This is a genomic window from Oscillibacter sp. PC13 (genome assembly GCF_900115635.1).
In the GTDB taxonomy this organism is placed as follows: Bacteria; Bacillota; Clostridia; order Oscillospirales; family Oscillospiraceae; genus Oscillibacter.
Genome location: NZ_FOXE01000001.1, coordinates 140503 through 161944, shown reverse-complemented (window position 1 = coordinate 161944; position 21442 = coordinate 140503). Strand labels below are relative to the sequence as shown.

Below are 21442 nucleotides of genomic sequence, written 5' to 3'. Positions count from 1 at the left end.
TCTCCAAAGCACTGCTTATTCACGGAATAAACAGAAAGCGTATAATAAGACGACTTAAATTCTGGAAAAGTTTCAGTAAAATGCAATTTAATATTGGATAAGTGGTATAAAATTTTTTGAAAAATCAAAAAAATATTAGCGAAATATGCCAGATATCTGATTTCCTTTTCGACAGGACAGTTCTTGACGGTATTTTCGCCAGGAAGTATAATAAACTCAACAAATGAACCGCCGGAAGACCGATTGAGCACATGGAACGCAGGGAAAGTACGTGCTTCTGCCACTACAGGACGGCTGGAGGAGAGGAGCTCGACATGACAAACAGCGAATGGAGAGACCGATTTCATGCAGGAACCCTGACAGATGGATGGCAGTGGTTTGGCGCCCACCCAGAGAGGAAGCGGGGGAGAGCGGGCTGGACGTTTCGCGTCTGGTCGCCGCACGCCGCCGCCGTTTCTGTGGTGGGCGATTTTAATCACTGGGATGTATCTGCCAACCGCCTGCGCCGCAGCGGTGAGATCTGGGAGGGGTTTATACCGGACCTGGTGGTCTATACGTCTTACAAATATGCGATACAAGGCACGGATGGAAAGATCCGATATAAGGCAGATCCCTACGGTTTCCACACGGAGACACGGCCTGCCACCGCCAGTAAGCTGTATGACATCGGCGGATTTCGCTGGAGCGATGAAAAATTTCGGGAGCGGCAGGCAAAGCATCCTATTTACAACGCGCCATTGAACATCTACGAGGTGCATTTGGGCTCCTGGCGCAAGCGGGAAAATGGAGACTTTCTCGATTACCGGACCTTGGCGAAAGAATTGGCAGCCTATGTCAAGGACATGGGCTATACGGCCATTGAACTGCTGCCGGTGACGGAGCACCCTCTGGACGCTTCCTGGGGCTATCAGTGCACAGGTTATTTTGCCCCCACTTCACGGTTCGGAACCCCGGCAGACTTCCAGTGGTTTATGAACCACATGCACAAAAACGGCATTGCAGTGATTCTGGACTGGGTGCCCGCTCATTTCTGCAAGGACGAGCAGGGCCTGTACGAATTTGACGGGGCCTGCTGCTATGAGTACAGCGACCCCAACAAGTGGGAGCACGCTGGATGGGGGACCCGGGTCTTTGACTACGGACGGCCGGAGGTGCTGAGCTTTCTCCTCTCTTCCGCCCGGTTCTGGCTGGAGGAGTACCACATCGACGGGCTGCGGGTAGACGCTGTGGCCTCCATGCTGTATCTGGACTATGGACGGGAGGGACGTCCATGGACGCCCAACAAGGACGGCGGGAGAGAAAACCTGGAGGCCGTGGCCTTTTTGCAGGCACTCAACCGCATGGCATTTGCAGTGAATCCCCAGGTGCTGATGATTGCGGAGGAGTCCACGGCCTGGCCGCTGGTGACCCGCCCGCCGGAGACGGGCGGGCTGGGTTTCAACCTAAAGTGGAACATGGGCTGGATGAACGACATGTGCCACTATTTGAAATTGGATCCATGGTTCCGCCAGGACCACCACCGGGACATTACCTTCTCTATGATGTACGCTTTTTCGGAAAACTTTGTGCTGCCCATCTCCCACGACGAGGTGGTGCATATGAAGGGCTCCCTTGTGGGAAAGATGCCGGGCGATTATCAAAACCAGCTGCGGTGCCTTCGGGGATTTTATGCCTATCTTCTGGCCCACCCGGGGAAAAAGCTGATGTTTATGGGGCCGGAAATTGGCCAGTGGCACGAGTGGGATGACAATGGACAGCTGGACTGGTATCTGCTGGAGCAGCAGGAAAACCAGCAGACGCAGCAGTTCTTTCGGGATATCAATACCTTTTACAAACGGGAAGCGGCCTTATGGGAGGTTGATTTCGACTGGGCAGGGTTTGAGTGGCTGGTATCCGATGACAACCATAACAATATGGTGGCGTTTCTGAGAAAAGACAAGCGGGGGCGGGATCTGCTGTGCGCGGTGAATTTTTCTCCCAATACCTATGAAAATTACCGGATGGGAGTGCCGTCCCACAGACGGTATGTCCCTGCGTTTAATACGGATGACACTGCCTATGGCGGAGACGGATTCGGCGATACAGGCCCGGTAGTTGTGGAAGGAATTTCTACCCACGGCAGAGCCTGTTCCGTTGCAATCCGGGTTCCGGCTTTCGGTGCGGTGTTCCTGCGTGGAGAGGGCGTGTTTCCACAGCCGCGGAAGAAAAAACAGGCAAAGGAGATGGAGACGACATGAAAAAGGAGTGCATTGCGATGCTGCTGGCAGGCGGCCAAGGTAGCCGCCTGTACGTTCTCACCAGCGAAATGGCCAAGCCCGCAGTGGCTTTCGGCGGAAAATACCGCATCATTGATTTCCCGCTGTCCAACTGTACCAATTCCGGTATTGATACGGTGGGGGTGCTGACACAGTACCGCCCGTTGGAATTAAACAGTTACATTGGAAGCGGCCAGCCGTGGGATTTGGACGGCTCCTCCGGCGGCGTTCATGTCCTGCCGCCCTACATGGGCAGCGAGGGTGGTACCTGGTACAAGGGGACGGCAAATGCGATTTACCAGAACATCGGATTTGTGGATCTGTATGACCCGGAATATGTGGTCATTCTCTCCGGTGACCATATCTATAAGATGGATTACTCCAAAATGCTGGCGCGCCATAAAGCTGCCGGCGCAGCCTGCACCATTTCCGTCATGGAGGTACCTTGGGCAGAGGCATCCAGATTCGGCATCATGAATGTAGACGACTCCGATTATGTGACGGAATTCGCAGAGAAGCCAAAGGACCCCAAGAGTAACCTGGCGTCCATGGGCATCTATGTGTTTTCCTGGAAGGTGCTGCGGAAATATCTGGAGGCGGATGAGGCAGATTCCGCTTCGGAAAATGACTTTGGCAAGAATGTGATTCCGGCAATGCTGGCGGCCGGAGAGCGGATGGCGGCATATCGCTTTTCCGGCTACTGGAAGGATGTGGGGACACTGGAGTCCTTGTGGGATGCCAATATGGATATGCTGTCCCCGGAGTCCGGACTGGATCTTTTGGATGAATCCTGGCCTGTCTACGCCCGCTCCATCAATGCGTCGCCTGCATTTCTGGGATACCGTTCCAAGGTGAGCCACAGTGCCTTTAACCGTGGCAGTGACATTGAGGGAACGGTAGAAAATTCTGTTCTGTCGCCGCTGGTCCATATCGGAGAAGGCGCACGGGTCAGCTACTCGGTGCTGCTGCCGGGCGTGACGGTGGAGCCGGGAGCGGTGGTGGAATATGCCATCTTGGGCGAACGCTGCCATGTGGGGCGAGGCTGCCACGTAGGCGGAACACCAGAGCAGACAGCAGCGGAGCAATGGGGACTGACCGTGCTGGCGCCGGACTGCACCCTGGAGGAAGAACGGCGGGTACCGGCCGGCACCATGCTGGATCGGAACGGTAAGGAGGTGTCCAGATGAACGGGCTGCACGGCATGATTTTTTCCTACGAAAAGCGCAATAACCTGCGGGAGCTTGGAGAGATTCGCGCTGCCTCTTCCATTCCCTTCGGCGGCCGGTACCGGGCAGTGGATTTTGCCCTGTCAAATCTGGTAAACGCCGGCGTTACCGACGTCGGCATCGTGCTCCATGGTCCCTATCAGAGCATGCTTGACCACTTGGGCACGGGGAAGGACTGGGACCTTTCCCGTAAGCGGGGCGGGCTGAAGGTGCTGCCGCTGTTCGATTACAAGAAAAAGTGGGGCGGAAAGAGCGCTTTCCGGGGGAAGATGGAGGCGCTGGCGGATGTGCGCTCCTATCTGGATACCATCCGGCAGGACTATGTGGTGATGATGGAGGGGGATTTGGTGGTGAACCTGCCTCTCTCTGATATTTACAGAAGCCATGTGGAGTCTGGCGCGGATATCACGGTGGTTTGCGGAAACGACAGCTTTGAAACAGAGAATGGTACCTATTTTCAGCTTGACCAGGATGGCCGTGTTACGGACGTGCTGTATCATCTGCATACCCCCCGGGGCTATCGGGGACTGGAGGTCTATGTCCTATCCACCGCACTGCTGAAGGAGTTGGTAGATGACTGTACCAGCCGTGATGAGTACAGTTGGAGACGGGATGTGCTGCAGGCCCGGAAGGGGCCGCTGTATCTGCGCAGCTATATCTGGAACGGATTTGCTGCCCAGATTCGCTCCGTACAGGAATATTACGACCGCAGCATGCAGCTGTTGGATCCGGCCATCCGTGCGGATCTGTTTCGCCTGGATCGGCCTATCCTGGCCAAAGGTGCCGATAAGTCCTCTGCCTACATCGGCCCGGATGGCCGATGCTTAAACTCCATGGTGGCGGACGGGTGCTGTATTGAAGGAATTGTGGAAAATTCCATTCTCTTTCCCGGCGTGAGCGTGGAGTCCGGTGCGGTGGTCCGCAACTGTGTGCTGTTTAAGGAGACGACGGTCCGCCGCAATGCGGAGCTGGCATACATTATTGCCGATAAGAATGTAGAAGTCTTGCCGGACCGGACATTGATGGGACACAGCTCCTATCCGATTGTATTGGCAAAGGGTGCGCAGATTTAACATGCCCGGAGTGTTCCGGAATGAGTGTTCCTATGTGGAAAGGAGACGTTTATGAAAATCCTGTATGCGACCAGCGAGGCGGTGCCTTTCTGCAAAACGGGCGGCCTTGCAGACGTGGCCGGATCCCTGCCGGCTGCACTGGCAGCCCAGGGGGCCGAGGTAGCGGTGATACTGCCGCTGTACCAGCGGGTTAAGGAGAAATTTGAGAATCAGCTGACATTCTTGGGCTTTGATTATGTGGATCTTGCCTGGCGTCATGCATACTGCGGGCTGTTCTCTATCAAAAAGGACGGCGTGACCTGGTACTTCTTGGATAATGAGCAGTATTTCCGGCGGCCGGATCTGTACGGTTATATGGACGACGGTGAACGGTTCGGATTTTTCTCCCGGGCAGTGGTGCAGATGCTGCCGCATATAAACTTCTGGCCGGATGTACTCCACTGCAATGACTGGCAGACGGCCCTGATTCCGGTGTATTTGAAGGATGATGGCGTACGGGAGGAGAGGCTGCGCAGCATTCGGACCGTACTGACCATCCATAATATTGAATACCAAGGGCGCTATGGTTTGGAGACCTTAGGTGATCTGTTCGGCTTGGATCACGGATGGGCGGATGACGGCACGATTTTGATGGACGGAGATGTCAACCTGCTGAAGGCGGCTATTCTCTGCGCAGATGCCGTAAACGCTGTATCTCCCACTTATGCAAATGAACTGAAACTCAGCTACTTTGCTCATCGGCTGGACGGCATTATGCGCCAGTGCAGCTATAAACTCTCCGGTGTGCTCAATGGAATTGACGTGCAGAGATATGATCCGTCCCGGGATCTCAATATCGCCGCCTGCTATTCTGCGGCGGACATGTCCGGAAAGGCCATAGACAAGGCGGAGCTTCAGAAGCTGATGGGGCTGCGGGAGGAGGCGGATGTGCCCATCGTCGGGATTGTCAGCCGCTTGGTGAGCCATAAGGGCCTGGACTTGATCTGTGAGGTGCTCCATGATATGATGGAGCTTCCGCTGCAGCTGGTTGTACTGGGGAAGGGCGATAAAAAGTACGAGGAGTTTTTCCACTGGGCTGCGCAGCAGTATCCGGGGCGGATGGCGGTCTGCCTGGACTACCACGAAGAATTGTCCATGGCAATCTACGCCGGGGCAGACTTGTTTTTGATGCCGTCCAAGAGCGAGCCCTGCGGCCTTTCACAGATGATCGCCATGCGCTATGGCACAGTGCCCATTGTTAGGGAAACCGGGGGACTGAAGGATACCGTTCAGCCCTATGAGTCCTGGCGGGACGCCGGCAACGGATTTACCTTTGCCAATTATGCCAGCGGAGATATGCTGTACGTGATCCGGGAAGCTGTGGAACTTTACAGAAACAACCGCGACGCATTCACCCGTCTGCGGGCAAGAGCCATGGACAGCGACTTCAGTTGGGGGCGCAGCGCCAGGGAGTATCTGCATATTTATGCAGGAATTACGGGCCAGCCCTGGCCGGATCCGGAGCAGACGGAGAACTCCGCGGACCAGAGAACGGACGTGATTCTGCGGCCCACAACGGCACTGGTCCAGGTGCCGGAAAAACAAGAGGCTATGCGCCCTGCTGCGGAGAAGGCCCATGCTGCCCCTGAGAGAACGGCAGAACAGGAATGTGTGAAAAAAACCGCTGCAGAAAAAGAGCCCGCAAAGCGGGCGGGTACGGGGAAAAAAGCGGAGACCGTGAAAAAAGCTGCAAAGACTGTAAAAAAGTCATCCACAAGCCGGGAAAACACTTTAAAGAATGGAGCCGCCGCGAAGACGAGGAAGAAAGAACCGTCGGCGGAGTAAGGAAGACGCATGAGACCATTGACTGCAAATGTACTGGAGGAAGCCCTCGCCGCCAAGCTGATGCTGAGCTTTGGAAAGACGCCTGAGGAGGCCACGGATCAGGAGATGATGCGCGTCAGCGCATTGGTCCTGCGGGATATGATGACCCTGCGGGAGGTGGAAACCCGCCAGGAGACACGGCGCGACAAAAAGAAGCAGGTGCATTACCTGTCCCTGGAATTTTTGATGGGCCGCAGCCTGATGAAAAACGCCTATAATCTGGGCCTTTTGCCGCAGCTGCGGGAGGCACTGGAGCATTTGGGGTTCCAGGCCGCCGATATCTTTGAGGTCGAACCGGACGCAGCGCTTGGAAACGGCGGCTTGGGCCGCTTGGCGGCCTGTTATCTGGACTCCATGACCACGCTGGAAATTCCCGCCACTGGCTATTCCATCTGCTACGAGCTTGGTATTTTCAAGCAGAAAATCGTAGAGGGCCAGCAGGTGGAGCTGCCTGACAACTGGAAGGATTTAGGGGCTGCCTGGCTGCTGCCAAAGCCTGCAGAGGCCAGAGAGGTGAGCTTTGGCGGCACAATCCGGGAGTTTTGGCAGGACGGACATCTCCACATCGTTAACGAAGGAGCCACCATCGTGCAGGCAATTCCCTGCGACATGGAGGTTGCCGGATACGGAACGGGGCATGTTAACGTGCTGCGGCTGTGGGACGCGCGTTCCACAAAGCCCGTGGACATGTCCCTGTTTTCCAGAGGCGAGTACCTGAAGGCCACGGAAGAGGAGGCAATGGCGGAAACCATTGCCAAGGTTCTCTATCCAGAGGACAATCACTATGAGGGAAAATCCCTGCGGCTGAAACAGCAGTATTTCTTTGTGTCCGCCACGATGCAGTCCATTACGGCCAAGCACCTGGAGACTTACGGTACGCTGAAAAATTTCCATGAGAAGAATGTGATTCAAATCAACGATACCCATCCGGCGCTGGTGATTCCGGAGCTGATGCGGATTTTGATTGACGAGGCCGGCATGGGCTGGGACGAGGCGTGGGGGATTACTACGCGCTCGGTGGCCTATACAAACCACACAGTTTTGGCGGAGGCTCTGGAGCGGTGGCCGCAGGATTTGGTGCAGCGTCTGCTGCCCCGTATTTGGCAGATTCTTCAGGAGATCTCCGGCCGCTGGCAGAGAAAAGTGGACGATTATTATCATGATGGCGCCAAGACGGAGAAAATGGCGATCATCTGGGGCGGAGAGGTGCGGATGGCAAACCTCTGCATCGCCGGGGGAATGGCGGTAAACGGCGTCAGCGGCTTGCATTCCGAAATTTTGCGCAGCGAGGTTTTCAAGGATGCCTGCGCCATGGAGCCTTGGAAATTCCAGAACGTGACAAACGGCATCGACCACCGCCGGTGGCTCAGCGAGATCAATCCGGGGTTGGATGCCCTGATTCGGGAATTGACCGGCGGAGATGCCTACCTGCTCCGGCCGGAGAGCCTGCGGAAACTGGATGCCTTTGCGGAAGATCCAAATGTATGGCAGCGCCTTGCGGAAATCAAGCGGGCCAACAAGGAATCCTTTGCCGCCTATGCGCATAAGACGCAGGGAGTCGTCCTGAATCCGGATGCGATCTTTGATGTGCAGGTCAAGCGGCTTCATGAGTATAAGCGGCAGCTTTTAAACGTATTGCATATCATCGCACTGTATCAGAAGTTGCAGGATGACCCCGGCACCATTATCCAGCCTCATACCTTCCTCTTTGGCGCCAAGGCGGCTCCGGGATACGCTGTGGCCAAGCGGATTATTCACCTTATCAATTCCCTTGCGGATCAGATTGCCCATGACCCTGTGTGCAAAGACAAGCTGCAGGTGGTGTTCCTGGAGAATTACCGAGTGTCCCTGGCAGAGAAACTGATGCCGGCCAGCGAGGTCAGCCAGCAGATCTCGCTGGCCGGCAAGGAGGCCAGCGGCACAGGCAACATGAAGTTCATGATGAACGGTGCGCTGACCATAGGCACATTGGATGGTGCGAATGTGGAAATGCACGAGGTACTGGGCGACGAGAATATGTTCCTCTTCGGCCTCCGGGCAGACGAAGTGGCAAGGCTCAGAGAGGGAAATTACGTCCCACAGAGGCTTTACAGCAGGGATGTGGTATTGCACCGCTGCCTGGATGCGCTGCGCACCGGATTTCGGGATGGCGTTCAGTATGAGGACTTGTACCAGAGACTGCTGTTTGGCACCCAGGGCAGCGCGGCGGATGAGTATTTGCTTCTGGCGGATTTTTCCAGCTACTGCCAGGCGGAGCGGAAAATGACAGAGGTCTACACGGATACCGAGCGCTGGAATCGCATGAGTCTGCACAATATTGCCCGCAGCGGCATCTTTGCGGCGGACCGGGCTGTGGCGCAGTATGCGGAGAATATCTGGCATGTCCCCCACAAATAACAAAATCTGCATAAAAAATGAGGGCAGGATTCTTTCCTGCCCTCATTTTTCAGCGCTCTTTTGTAAGACCAAGCAGATAATCGGTGCTGACACCGTAATATTTGCTTAATGTAATTAAGTGGTGGATTGGCAGCTCGTTCGCACCGCGCTCATAACGCGCATACATGGTTTGAGAAGTCCCGAGAACTTCAGCGATTTGGGTCTGCGTTTTATCGGCATCCTCCCGAAGATCTCGTAAAATCCGCACATAATCCATTCCGATCGTCCCCCTTGCTCCACACCATGTTCGGCAGTGTCCAAATCCGGTATCCCATACAAAAATAATCTAGCATAAAAAATGAATCACAATGCGACAAAATACACAATTTTACTATGGAGAACATCATATTATCTGCACAAAGATGGTAAAATATGATATGAATGGAAACAGTTTTATAAAATGAAAAATAACAGAAAAAATAAATGATATTTATAAAAATAATGACTTTTTGCCGTTTTTTACAGAAGCTTTACAAGCTTTGTATTTCAAGGTATAATAAATAACGACATTTTTCAGTTTGCGGTATTTTTGCCGGTTTCATGCAAGGAAAAGACCGCACCGGAGTGTAAGGAATTGGAAACGAAAGAAAAGGAATCAGACATGGAATTGAAAGAAGGCGTCCGGTTTGACAGCCTTGGGCTGTCACCGGAGATTATGCGGGCCATTGAAAAACGGGAAATTGAGGCTTCAACGCCAGTGCAGGCGGGGTGCATTCCACCGATGATGGCGTGGAAGGACGTGATTGCCAAGGCCCCTACCGGTACGGGAAAGACATTTGCCTATGGAATCCCCATTGTCGAGCACATCGATCCGGAGGACGAGAGCGTTCAAGCGGTTATCCTGGCCCCTACCAGGGAACTGGCCATTCAGATTACCGGGGAGCTGAGGGATATTGCGGCGTTTAAACCTGGTGTCCGCATCGTCTGCCTTTACGGCGGCCAGCCAATTGGAAAACAGATTGACGCACTGAAAAAGCGGCCGCAGATTGTGGTGGCTACCCCTGGGCGGCTCTCCGACCATATGAAGCGCCGTACCGTTCGGGTGGACACCGCCCAGACCGTTGTGCTGGACGAAGCGGACCGAATGCTGGATATGGGCTTTATTCACGATGTGACCCGACTGCTGGACTGGATGGACAAGCGAAAGAATCTTGGCCTGTTTTCCGCCACCATCTCCCGGGAGGTGATGGACATCGCCTGGGTATACCAGCGGGATGCGGAAGAGGTTACGGTTCGGGAGGACGAGCAAAATAAACCGGACATCAAGCAGTTCCGCATGGATGTCAGCTATAACGGCAAGGCGGATGCCATTGCTAAAATTCTGGAGGAAACCGGATTTGAACGGGCGATGGCCTTTTGTAATACAAAGGGTGCGACAGAGCGCGTTACGAAGTTTTTACAGATGCAGGGTATTGATGCGGAATGTATTCACGGAGATATTCCCCAGAAAAAGCGGGAACAGGTGATGGACAAGTTTCGGCGGGGAGCCCTTCGGGTATTTGTCTCCACGGATGTGGCTGCCCGCGGTATCGACGTGGACGATGTGGACATTGTTTTTAACTGTGACGTGCCAGATGAGAATCAGGACTATATTCACCGTATCGGCCGTACCGGCCGGGCGAAGCGGCAGGGGATTGCTGTGACATTTATCGCGGACTATCCCTCTAAAATGCGGATTGACGACATCGCAAAAAACACCCGAAATGAAATTGTGCCGGTAAAATTTGGCGAAAACGGGAACCTGGAAGAGGATACCTGAAAGCTGCGCCTGGCCAGAGTTGGCCGGGCGCTTTTAGCTGCCTGGAGATGAAAGCAAACGATTGGCTGATATTATGAACAAACCCTAAATTTTGTAATTTTTTGTTACTTTTTAAGCGGTATTACTTTACAAAGGCGGGAAAATTCTTTATAATAACAACGCTCTGAATTTTTTGAGATGCCGCCGCGAACAGCGGCGTCTATCTTTGATATGCCAGATAGAGGAGACGTTGTATGAGAGCTTGGAAACGGTACACGGCACTTGTATTGGCAGTCGTGCTGTGTATGTGCACACTGGCAGGCTGCGGCAGTGGAACGGATGGCGTGACGCTGTCCGTCTGCGCCGGCGGTGCACCGGAGAGTTTGGATCCAATTTATGCGGAAAATTCGGCAGATCAGACTGTTTTAATGAGCCTTTATGAAAATCTGATGCGGACAACTGTGGATGTCTCCGGTGAAACAACAGTAGCAAACGGAATTGCGAAAAGCGTGGACCAGGAAGAGAATTACGACGGCACGGTTACCTATACCTTCCGGCTGCGGGGGGCAAAATGGTCTGATGGCCGCAGCGTGAAAGCGGATGACTTTGTCTTTGCCTGGCAGCGGCTGGCGGATCCTGCCAGCAATTCCCCCTATCAGTCGATTCTCTCTGTGGTGGCTGGATATGATGAGGTACAGGAGACGGGTGACGTTTCCTTGCTGCAGGTGAGCGCCAAGAACGACAACACGTTCATCGTAGTGCTCAATGGCCGATACGATTGGTTCTTGACCCAGGTCTGCACAGCTCCCGCTACTCTGCCGCTGCGGAAAGATGTCATTCAAAAATGGCGGGACCAGATGACGGCAGCCCAGGCAGACGGGGAGGCCTTGGCGGAAGTGCCGGAAAAATGGTGGTCAAAGGTGACTTCGCTGGTGACCAACGGCCCTTATACGCCGGCGGAATATGTGCCCGGTGAGTATCTCCGAACTGTATCGAACGATAAATATTATACGGACGGCAGCGGGCCGCTGGAATTGACCTTCCGCTTTGCAGAGACGGCAGATGAGGCCTGGACACTTTATGAGGAGAAGACGGTAGACTTTGTGTGGAGCCTGCCGGTGACACAGCTGGCGGAATTGGCGGCGGCCGAGACGTCAGCACTGACACCGGAACTTGGAACCTACACGGTGCTGCTGAACAGCAGCCAGGAGGTTTTGGCAGATCAAGCGGTTCGCCAGGCGATGACGCTGGTGATTGACCGAAATGCATTGGCCCGGGCGGCGGGGGCTGCCGCTAAAAGTGCAGAGGGGCTGGTGCCGCCCGGTGTTCCCGGATCTGATGGAGAGGATTTCCGGACGGAGAACGGCGCGCTGCTGGATAACGATCCGGATCACTATGCGGATTTGTGCCAACAGGCCCGGGCCATTTTGAGCGAGGCGGGCTATGACAATGGCCGCGGGATCGACGGTCTGGAGTACTACTATACAGATGAGGGGGCAAATGCCGCGGTGGCGGCGGCTTTGACACAGATGTGGCGGGATACGCTTCAAATTCAGGTGACGCCCGTGGCACTGGCGGCAGAGGAGCTGGAAACGGCATTGCAGAGCGGAGCGTATACACTGGCGGGCACATGGATCAGCGCCGTTGGAAACGATGCGGAGTGCTTCTTGATGCAATGGGCCACCGACAGCTTGGATAATGTCACTGGATACGCCAACAGTGCATACGACACGCTGTTGTCCATTATTGCAAGCGCAGAGGATGGCACCGCCCGGATGGGCTGCCTTCACGATGCGGAGGCGCTGCTGCTGGACGACAGTACCTTGGCTCCGCTGTATACCACAGGGACATCCTGGGAGCTGCGGGAACGCTACGTCGGCGTCTGCCGGGACGCGCGCGGGTGGTCTTCCTTCTCCAATGTGATAGAGCGGACAACGTAAAGGAAATCGCCTTGCTGGAAAAGACAAAAAAACACGGCTGCCAGGCGGCAGCCGTGTTTTTTTCCTGCTGCTGCACGAAAATGTGCACCAGAATACGTGATACATTTATATAACAAATGCGAAATCTGAAGACAAACTGCACAGAGCACATATACCGCATACGGAATGCGGAATTTTATACGTCGCATTCTGTTACGACTATGTTACAAATCGCTAAAATCACTTGCAATCAAAAATGGGGTTTGCTAAAATGCAACATGAACAGAAGAGATGCTTTGTCCGGCAGCCCGACACAGATACAGGGTAAGGCTAGCCACGGTATGTGTGCCGTGCGCATGGGAAAGCTCCTCGGACGTTCAACAAAATGCCGGGAAAAAACCAAAAAAAGATTCCGCCTGCGGAATGCATCCAAAAGCATCCATGTTTGGGGATGTATACTCTGCGTTGGGAAAATTTGGCGGCTTTAGAACGGTAAATTTTAAAGGAGGAAATCCCCATGAAGAAGTTCCTTTCTCTGGCTCTGGCTCTGGTTATGACCATGTCTCTGGTCACCATCAGCGCCGGCGCCAAGGACTTCACGGATGACAGCAAGATTGCTTATGATGAAGCTGTCGCCGTGATTTCCGAGATTGGCGTTGTCGACGGTTATTCCGACGGCAGCTTCAATCCTCAGAACACCCTGACCCGTGGCGCGGCTGCAAAGATCATCTGCAACCTCGTCCTGGGCCCCACCACCGCTTCTGCGCTGAGCGCTGATGCGGCTCCCTTCTCTGATGTGCCTGCCACTCACGAGTTCGCTGGCTACATCGCCTACTGCTCTCAGCAGGGCATCATCAACGGCTACGCTGATGGTACCTTCAAGCCCGCCGGCACCCTGACTGGCTACCAGTTCATGAAGATGCTGCTGGGCGCTCTGGGCTATGACGGCGAGATCGAGGGCTTCACCGGTGCTAACTGGACAGTCAACGTTGCAAAGCTCGCTCTGGGCGTTGGCCTGGACGACGGCAACGACGAGTTCTCCGGCAACGCTTATGTGACCCGTGAAGAAGCTTGCCTGTATGCCTTCAACACCCTGCAGGCTGACATGGTCGAGTATGACTCCAAGACTTCCGTCTCCATCGGCGGCGCCGAGGTTGTCATCGCCGGCTCCAAGGCCCAGGTTGCTGATCAGGGCGTCTATGACGACACCATGAATGCAAAGGGCCTGCAGTTTGCCGAGAAGTATTTCCCCAAGCTGACCAAGACCAAGAACGACACCGATCCGTTCGGCCGTCCCGCCGCTGAGTGGAAGTACAAGTCCAATGTCATCGGCAGCTATGCTGATACCAGCGACCTGCTGGAGACCTACACTGCCAAGGCAAAGCGTGGCGATCTGTATACTCTGGTTGGCTCCAGCGTTGTCAACGATCTGACCGACGAGTATGATCTGACCGTCTATGTGGACGGCGCCAAGGTCAAGGATCCCACAGTTTCCAACTACTTCAACAAGAACAGCTCTGCTGCTGCTGGCGTGTCCGGCAACGGCGTTCTGACCGAAGTTTACATGGACGACGACAACAATGTCACCATCGTGCAGATCAACACCTATCTGGTGAAGGCCACTGATGATTACAGCAGCAGCAAGGGCACTCTGACCTTTGAGGTTGTTGACATCAACACGGACACTGCCGAGAGCGACAACCCCATTGACATGCCTCCTCTGGGCAACAGCATTGACAACGATGATGTGAATGTTGAGAGCTTCAAGGAAGACGACTACATCCTGGTGACTTATTCCTATGACAGCAAGGCCATTGAGTCTGCTGAGCTGGCCGAGGTCGTCACCGGTGAGGTTTCCGAGTTCACTGAGACTGACAACGTCATCATCGACGGCACTACTTACAAGTACAACAAGCTGGTTGGTAAGGAGCAGAGCCGCACCGAGTACACCATTGGCGAGGATGCCAAGGTTGTTCTGGACGAGTATGGCTATATCCTCTACATCGATGAGGCCATCAGCACCAGCAGCTATGTGTACATTGAGTCTCTGGCCAGCACCGAGAACAGCAAGACCGTGAAGCTGAATGCTTACTTCACCGACGGCACTTTCGGCGAGATCACCGTGAAGAAGGTTGCCGGTGAGACTGGTGCTGCCGCTATGCGCGATGCTTCCGGCTGGTACACCTTCAGCAAGGACTCTGCTGATAAGTACACCCTGAGCACTGTTAAGAATCCTCTGACTACTGCTGACGCAACTGTGAGCGGTGCTGAGACGGTTGTCACCGCAAATGGTAAGGTTCGCTTTATGCCCAATGCTGAGGGCGAAGACATCACCATTGGTACCAACGAGAGCGCAAGTGTTGCTGACATCAAGGGCGACAGCTCCACCATCTTCGTGGTGATGGATGCTGACGACGAAGTGACCACCTACACTGGCGTGGCTAACGTGCCCGACATCACCACCAGCGCAGAGTTTGATGGTACCGTTGCCATCAGCGTGGTTTACAAGCAGAGCACCGGCTATGCCAAGTACGTCTTCATCGACGTGAGCGAGGATGCTGATGCTGTCATCGACGACGCCAACAGCGCTGCTGACTATCTGTTCCTGCTGAAGTACACCGGCAACAAGACCACCTCCGGCGAGGACACCTACTACAAGTACAAGGTTGTTCTGGATGGCAAGGAGACTGAGAAGTTCGTGGAGTCCAGCCTGGTTGACGGCGGCGATTCCAACGGCACTCTGTTCCGCAACATCAAGGAGAACAGCAAGGGCTATGTGACCAAGGCTACTGTCTTTGAGGACGCTGCTAAGCGCGACGTCGTTGAGATGACCAAGGCCGACGGCGATCAGATCACCTTCAGCGGTGATACGCTGACCATCGTTGGCGAGGACTACATCATTGGCGACAAGTGCAATGTGACTCTGGGCATTGGCAAGAATGCTCACGCCGACCTGATTGACGAGGGTAATGATTATTACCTGAGCCAGGGTTCTGCCCGCAGCATGGCCAACTACCTGAAGAACTACAACCTGACCGGTACCGCCTACATTGCTGTGGACGACGACAACAGCGAGGTTGCCACCGACATCTATGTCTGGGTTTCCTCTGCGACTTATGTTGGCCCCGTCAATGACGAGACCACCGAAGAAGAGGATCTGGAAGCCGCTCAGAAGCTGGTCGACGACTATCTGGCAAGCGACACCGCTGCCCTGGAGTATGACTACGAGTCCGAGACTCCCACTGCTTCCGATCTGAAGAGCAAGATGGCTACGGACTATGCCGCTGACGGCGTGACCGTGTCTGTCAGAGTGACCTCCTTCAGCACTCCCACTGCCGGCAACGTGACCTCCGCTACCGCTGAGGTGACTGTCTCCGCAACTGTGAACGAGCAGACCGCTTCCGAGAAGCTGACTGTTTCCATCACTGTTACCAACACCTCCGTTGCCTGATTTTTAAAATCAGTTACGATTGTGTGATAACAACAGCAGCCCCGCACCAAATGGTGCGGGGCTGCTGCGTTATTCCGCGGGCTCCCCGGCGGGGTCCGCTTCGGGAACTTCCGGTTCCTCCACGATTTCCAGTGTTTGGCTGCCGTCCGGCCAGCAGGTTAAAATTCTCCGCTCCATCATTTCTCCCCCCAGATTTTGTAAATGGTTCCTGCCTGAAACAGATAGGTGGTATCCGTATACGAAAGACGGATGTATTTGTCGGCGCCGAAGCGGCTGGAAAATTCCACGAACCCCGGACTGCTGACGCCCATGGATATGGCGCAGACGTACCGCTGGCTCTGATACAGGGAAAACAACATAATGTGCAGAAGGTTTCTCGGCGCTTCCCCTGCCGTGTTGCCGGACATGGAGCCGAAAGAATAGCTGCTGTTGCTGCCCCAGGTGGCAGAAAACGTTTTGGATGTGGTGCTGGTATAGGGCTCCACATAGAGATGCACCGCCCGCCACTGGCTCCAGTCAATGTCCGTTAGCTGGAGGTTGATGGTGTTGGCATCTTCTGTGATACTTCCCTCCCGGATAAGCTGCAGGCCTGCCCTTCCGCTCACAGCGGATACGGCACTCTCCCGCGCTGCCGTCTCAGCGGCAATGGCATCGGCACTGGTTTTCAGGGCGGCGTCAATTTTTTCGTTGTCACGGTTGAAATCCGTCCGCAGGATCCGGTCGGCCGGATCCCACTGGTTCAATTGATAATTGGCTGTTTGATTCAAAAAATTCCCCCTCTTCGCCGGAGCGGCCGGCTCCGGCAGGCACTGTTTGTGGGAAGCGTTCATCAGCCGGGAAACGACCAAGAAACCCGGCTTCGAAAACCATCCCTACACTATCATGGATAGTGTAGGGAAATTTTGCACGCCGCTGTGCAACACAAAATTCTTTTTTTCTGCTGCACGCCGGTGTGCAACATTTGCCCTACGCTACGAAGTAGTGTAGGGCAAAGCGGCGCCGGGCAAACCTGCGGCGGCGCCGGCGCGGGAATGCAGTCAAAAAACCGTCCCTTGCGTCCCGAACCTTCCCCCTTGCGCCGCTCCGGTCCGGCCAAACCGGAGCGGCAGCACAAACGAAGAAAAGAGGAACCAATTTGCAGCAAACGACCAACTATCAATTGAACCAGTGGGATCCGGCCGACCGGATCCTGCGGACGGATTTCAACAGCGACAACGAAAAAATTGACGCGGCGCTGGCGCAGTGCGTCAACTACATGGTGGGCATGATCTGCGCCTGGTCCGGAAGTGTAGACGCTATCCCCGCCGGGTGGGCGCTGTGCGACGGCACGGGCGGCACCCCGGATCTGCGGGGAAGGTTTTTGCTGGGTGCCGGTGGCAGCTACGCCCCGTGGAAGACCGGCGGCGAGGCAAACCACACCCTGACGATTTCGGAGCTGCCCGGACACAGCCACTTCTACGAAATGCCCCAGAAGGGGTCCCAATCCGGCGCGGGAGACACCATCGGGTACGGCACCCCCAAGACCTACTTCCCCGTGAACAAGATCACCACCTCCACCGGGGGCGGCAGTTCACACAACAACATGCCGCCCTATTATGCGCTGTGCTTTGTGATGTACCTGGGCTCGGACGCCGCATAAGAGCGGACGGAAAAAGCCCCGCACCATTTGGTGCGGGGCTTTTGTATAATGAAAGCAGGACTCTGTCTTCACGCGAAGTCGGTTAAGGGCTTCCTCACTTAATGGTGACAGTGATAGTCGCCGCAGTAGCAGGAGTGCTGGTGTCTTCGGCAGTGCCAGCCACAGAAATCTCGTATACGGCACCCGCAGTCGCACCGTTCGTCTTGATCAGAATGGAGCTGTTAATCCACTCAGCAGTGATCTTGGAGGTGTCAGCGCTGTCCTTACCAGTGACACTCAAATCACCGAGGCTACCGCCGTTGCTGACAGAAGCGGTGATGCTGTTATCCACAGCAGTCGTCTCCATCTCGAGTGCGCTCTTGCTCACAGAAACCACCGCGGTCGTGCGGCCGGTCACCGTGAGGGTGTTTGTGTCAGCAGTTTTGCCGCCGTAGGTGACAGTCACAGCCTTAGAATTGTCGCTCAGTGCTAGAACAGTCTTATTCACCGTGTAGCCGGAGACAACAGCTGTGGTTGCATCCTTGTAGGTTGCAGTCACCACCATTCCGGTAGTCTCGAACTTATCACCGGCAACATAGGTGAGCTTGGTGGGCTGCGCGGTCACAGCGATGCTCGCCAGCGTGTTGAATTCGACAGAGACGTCGGCAACAGTCAGCTTGTCAGTGTTGTTGTAGGGAGAAACATTGACCAAGTCCGTCACGCTGGAACCGGGATAGTCGATGGTAACCGTCTCTTCGTTCGCAACGATGTTGCCGTCCTCGTCCTTCAGGGTGTAGGTGACTACGGCATCCTTGCAGACATCTTCGGGCCAAACCAAGTTGGTCAGCTTCACGTTGGCCAAACCGCTCTTAGAGATGGTGACTTCATAGTCCACATCTCCGGCGCTACCAGTGGAACCGTTGTTGCTGCTACCAGTTCCCACAGCTCCGGTGATGTCCACGAACAGGTAATCAGCGCGGTCGGTGGTGCCAAAGTCGTCGTCCAGAACCACATAAGCGGTGCCGGTGACGTCATAGTTGGTGCACAGGCCGGCAATGGTGCCGATGGTGGTCTTCACATAGGCCTCATAGTCGTTGCCCTTGTTCTTCATCAGAGCCTTGGCGCGGACGTTCATGTAGACCTCGGTAGCGGAATCAACCAGGTAGCTCTCACCGCCGATGGTGATGCTGCCGCTCTTCTGAGAGATGGTCTCATCAGCAAAGTTGTTTACGACAAACTCGCTCTTGCCGCCCTTGTCATGATCCTTGAAGGTCTTGGTGGCGTCGGTGATGTAATCCTTGGAGTTCATCTTGATGTCATAGAAGAGCTTGCCCTTTGCGCCGCCGTTGCTGCCCACCAGGGACTCGGCGATGAAACGGGTCTCTTCCTTGCCATCAATGATGACCTGATACTGCCAGTACTCGTCGCCCTCGACCACGGTCTTCTTGCCGTTGTCCCACAGGACGAACATGTAGTCGGCGATGTTGTTGTTGCCGTCAATGTTGGCGTTTTCATCAGCGGACACGTCGATGAACACATACTTGGCATAGCCGTTCGTATCCACCACATATGTCACAACAGCGGTCTTCCCGCTTTCGCTCAGATACACGTCGGGGGCGTTGGACACACCGGTGTAGACGTCCACAGACTCGTCGCTGTCCAGGGTCAGGAACAGGGTCTTTTCGTTTGCTCTGGGCTTGGTTGCTGGTTGTGTACCGGCCACTTCGCCCAGGAAGTTTACGCGGCTGCTGAATACGATTTGATCCTTCTCCTTGTCCGCGGTGATCGTGACAGACTCCTCGTATCTATTCGTCTTAGCACTGTTGTAATCCTTCACAGCGGTCAGGGTGTAGTTGTCGCTGGAGTTCTTGGTGAAGGTGTACCAGCCGGCCTGGCCGTTGGCAATGATATTCTTGCCGCTGTCATAGTCATCGCCGTCTTTGTCGTACAGCTTCTTGATGCTGATTTCAGCAGAGGTGCCGTCGGTGAAGTAGGCATCGCCCACGGCGTCCTTGTTCAGGTTGGTCTTGCCCTGGATAGCATTCACAAACACATAGGAACTGGTGCTGTTGGCATCGTCCACATACAGAATGTAGCCATAGGCATCCAGAACCAGGGAAGCCTCGGAGTTGATGGAGAACTGCTCCTCCTGCTCGGTATCGCCGGTCAGGCGGGCATACTTCAGGGTTTCGCCGTCCACAACCACGTTGTCGCGCTCGGTGTACTGAGACACAGTGCCCTTCTTCATGGTGGCGGGTTCCACAGACTTGAACTCGTCTGCGCTCACAGACCAGGTCACCAGCAGGTAATCATCTTCCTTCACGCCGGAGACATCAAAGTCATCCTGGTCAATGGAGGTGTCCATGTTGGGCAGAACCACATTGTTGTAGTTGCTCTTGGTGGTTTCGTCGGTGTCGATGGCCTCGACGTTGACCGTCTCCTTGGTGGAGTTGTAGTCGGAAGTGGCCTGCACCAGATAGGTGTTGATCATCACAACCGTGACGTTGTTGTCGTCGTCCATGTACAGCTCGGTCAGAACGCCGTTGCCGGACATACCGACGTTGGTGCCGCGCTTCACAGCATCCTTGGTGCCGGCAGCAGAGGTGTTGTTCTTCTCGAAGTAGTTATCGGGATCGGGAGTGATCTCCTCACCGTCCACATAAGCGGTGAAGTAATAGTCCTTTTTGGAGTCGCTGGTCTGCAGGTCATCCACGATGCTGGAGCCGACCAGTTTGAACATCTCGCTCTTGGGAGCTTTGGCGGTCCAGGAGCCGACCAGGTCGCTGCGATCCGCATAGCTGCCGATGATGTTGGCCTTGTACTTCCACTCCACAGCGGGGCGGCCGAAATCATCCGTGTCGTTCTTGGTCTTGGTCAGCTTTTCGAAGTACTTTTCGGCGAACTGCTGGACATTGTCGTCATCGATGTTGCCGTCGTTGGTACCGACCCAGCCGTTGGCCTCGCTGACGGGCTTCGCCTTGGAACCAGCGATGATGACCTCGGAGCCGCCAACGGAGACCTGAGTCTTGGCATCATACTCCACCATGTCGGCCTTCAGGGTGTTGAAGGCATACAGGCAGGCCTCTTCACGGTTCACATAGGCATTGCCGGAGAACTCGTCGTTGCCGGCGTTCAGCTTGACGCCGAGGGCCAGCTTTGCAACGTTGACGGTCCAGTTGGGGCCGGTAAAGCCCTCGACCTCGCCGTCATAACCCAGAGCGCCCAGCAGCATCTTCATGAAATGATAGCCGGTCAGGGTGCCGGCGGGCTTGAAGGTGCCATCAGCGTAGCCGTTGATGATACCCCGCTGAGAGCAGTAGGCGATGTAGCCAGCGAACTCGTGAGTGGCAGGCACATCAGAGAAGGGAGCCGCATCAGCGCTCAGCGCAGAGGCGGTGGTGGGGCCCAGGACAAGGTTGCAGATGATCTTTGCAGCCGCGCCACGGGTCAGGTTGTTCTGAGGATTGAACGCGCCGTCGGTATAGCCGTCGACAACGCCAATCTCGGAGATCACGGCGACAGCTTCTTCATAAGTGATCTTGCTGTTGTCCGTGAAGTCCTTGGCGCCGGCGCTGATGGTGATCAGAGACATGGTCATCACCAGAGCCAGTGCCAGAGAAAGGAACTTCTTCATGGGATTTCCTCCTTTAAAATTTACCGTTCCAAAACCAGTTGAAAGAGTGCCGTGCAGAGTATACATCCCCAAACAACATATAAAAAATACTTGGAACACAACCGATACAAAAAACAAGCTGGTAGCAAATTGACAAAAGGATTGCTACCAACAGCATTTTGAGCTCTATAAAAGCATTGGGCGGTAAAGCTTTGACATTGGTAGCAGTTTGGTAGCAGCCACTTGTGCG

Annotated in this window: 12 protein-coding genes; 9 read left to right on the top strand and 3 right to left on the bottom strand. The window is 54.8% G+C overall.

Annotation, left to right across the window (positions count from 1 at the left end):
• Positions 1–314: 314 nt before the first annotated feature.
• The 5 genes from glgB to BMZ81_RS00760 are packed head-to-tail and all read left to right on the top strand — an operon-like array spanning position 315 to position 8814.
• Complete coding sequence (glgB, locus tag BMZ81_RS00780; RefSeq protein WP_091127690.1) at positions 315–2237, top strand: 1,4-alpha-glucan branching protein GlgB; 1923 nt, start codon at positions 315–317, stop codon at positions 2235–2237.
• Entirely contained in the window at positions 2234–3442 is a 1209-nt protein-coding gene (locus tag BMZ81_RS00775; protein WP_091127689.1) for a glucose-1-phosphate adenylyltransferase, read from the top strand. The genes glgB and BMZ81_RS00775 overlap by 4 nt, the downstream gene beginning before the upstream one ends.
• Positions 3439–4554, top strand: coding sequence for a glucose-1-phosphate adenylyltransferase subunit GlgD (gene glgD, locus BMZ81_RS00770; protein ID WP_091127688.1), 1116 nt, complete (start codon positions 3439–3441; stop codon positions 4552–4554). The genes BMZ81_RS00775 and glgD overlap by 4 nt, the downstream gene beginning before the upstream one ends.
• Positions 4555–4605: 51 nt before the next feature.
• Positions 4606–6378 (top strand): glycogen synthase GlgA, encoded by a 1773-nt coding sequence (gene glgA / locus BMZ81_RS00765; protein ID WP_091127687.1) that lies wholly within the window; start codon positions 4606–4608, stop codon positions 6376–6378.
• 9 nt (positions 6379–6387) lie between these two features.
• Positions 6388–8814: a glycogen/starch/alpha-glucan phosphorylase gene (locus BMZ81_RS00760; protein ID WP_091127686.1), complete on the top strand. Its 2427-nt coding sequence runs from the start codon at positions 6388–6390 to the stop codon at positions 8812–8814.
• 49 nt (positions 8815–8863) lie between these two features.
• On the opposite strand, the gene BMZ81_RS00755 is transcribed toward BMZ81_RS00760, so the two are convergent.
• Entirely contained in the window at positions 8864–9070 is a 207-nt protein-coding gene (locus BMZ81_RS00755; protein WP_091127685.1) for a helix-turn-helix domain-containing protein, read from the bottom strand.
• Between the two features lie 384 nt (positions 9071–9454).
• On the opposite strand from BMZ81_RS00755, the gene BMZ81_RS00750 reads away from it, so the two are divergent.
• The 3 genes from BMZ81_RS00750 (at position 9455) to BMZ81_RS00735 (ending at position 15961) form a co-directional block, all read left to right on the top strand.
• Positions 9455–10612, top strand: a complete 1158-nt coding sequence (locus BMZ81_RS00750) for a DEAD/DEAH box helicase (RefSeq protein WP_091127741.1) — start codon at positions 9455–9457, stop codon at positions 10610–10612.
• Positions 10613–10845: 233 nt separating this feature from the next.
• Positions 10846–12531, top strand: a complete 1686-nt coding sequence (locus tag BMZ81_RS00745; RefSeq protein WP_091127684.1) for a peptide ABC transporter substrate-binding protein — start codon at positions 10846–10848, stop codon at positions 12529–12531.
• Between the two features lie 496 nt (positions 12532–13027).
• Positions 13028–15961 carry an S-layer homology domain-containing protein gene (locus BMZ81_RS00735; RefSeq protein WP_091127682.1) on the top strand — a complete coding sequence of 978 codons (2934 nt, stop codon included), beginning with the start codon at positions 13028–13030 and terminating at the stop codon, positions 15959–15961.
• 176 nt (positions 15962–16137) lie between these two features.
• On the opposite strand, the gene BMZ81_RS00730 is transcribed toward BMZ81_RS00735, so the two are convergent.
• Positions 16138–16728, bottom strand: a complete 591-nt coding sequence (locus BMZ81_RS00730) for a hypothetical protein (protein ID WP_143072714.1) — start codon at positions 16726–16728, stop codon at positions 16138–16140.
• 368 nt (positions 16729–17096) lie between these two features.
• Here BMZ81_RS00730 and BMZ81_RS00725 point away from each other — a divergent pair, with 368 nt between their 5' ends.
• Positions 17097–17600, top strand: a complete 504-nt coding sequence (locus BMZ81_RS00725; RefSeq protein WP_091127680.1) for a hypothetical protein — start codon at positions 17097–17099, stop codon at positions 17598–17600.
• A gap of 94 nt (positions 17601–17694) precedes the next feature.
• On the opposite strand, the gene BMZ81_RS00720 is transcribed toward BMZ81_RS00725, so the two are convergent.
• Entirely contained in the window at positions 17695–21213 is a 3519-nt protein-coding gene (locus BMZ81_RS00720; protein ID WP_177187144.1) for an S-layer homology domain-containing protein, read from the bottom strand.
• Between the last annotated feature and the right edge of the window lie 229 nt (positions 21214–21442).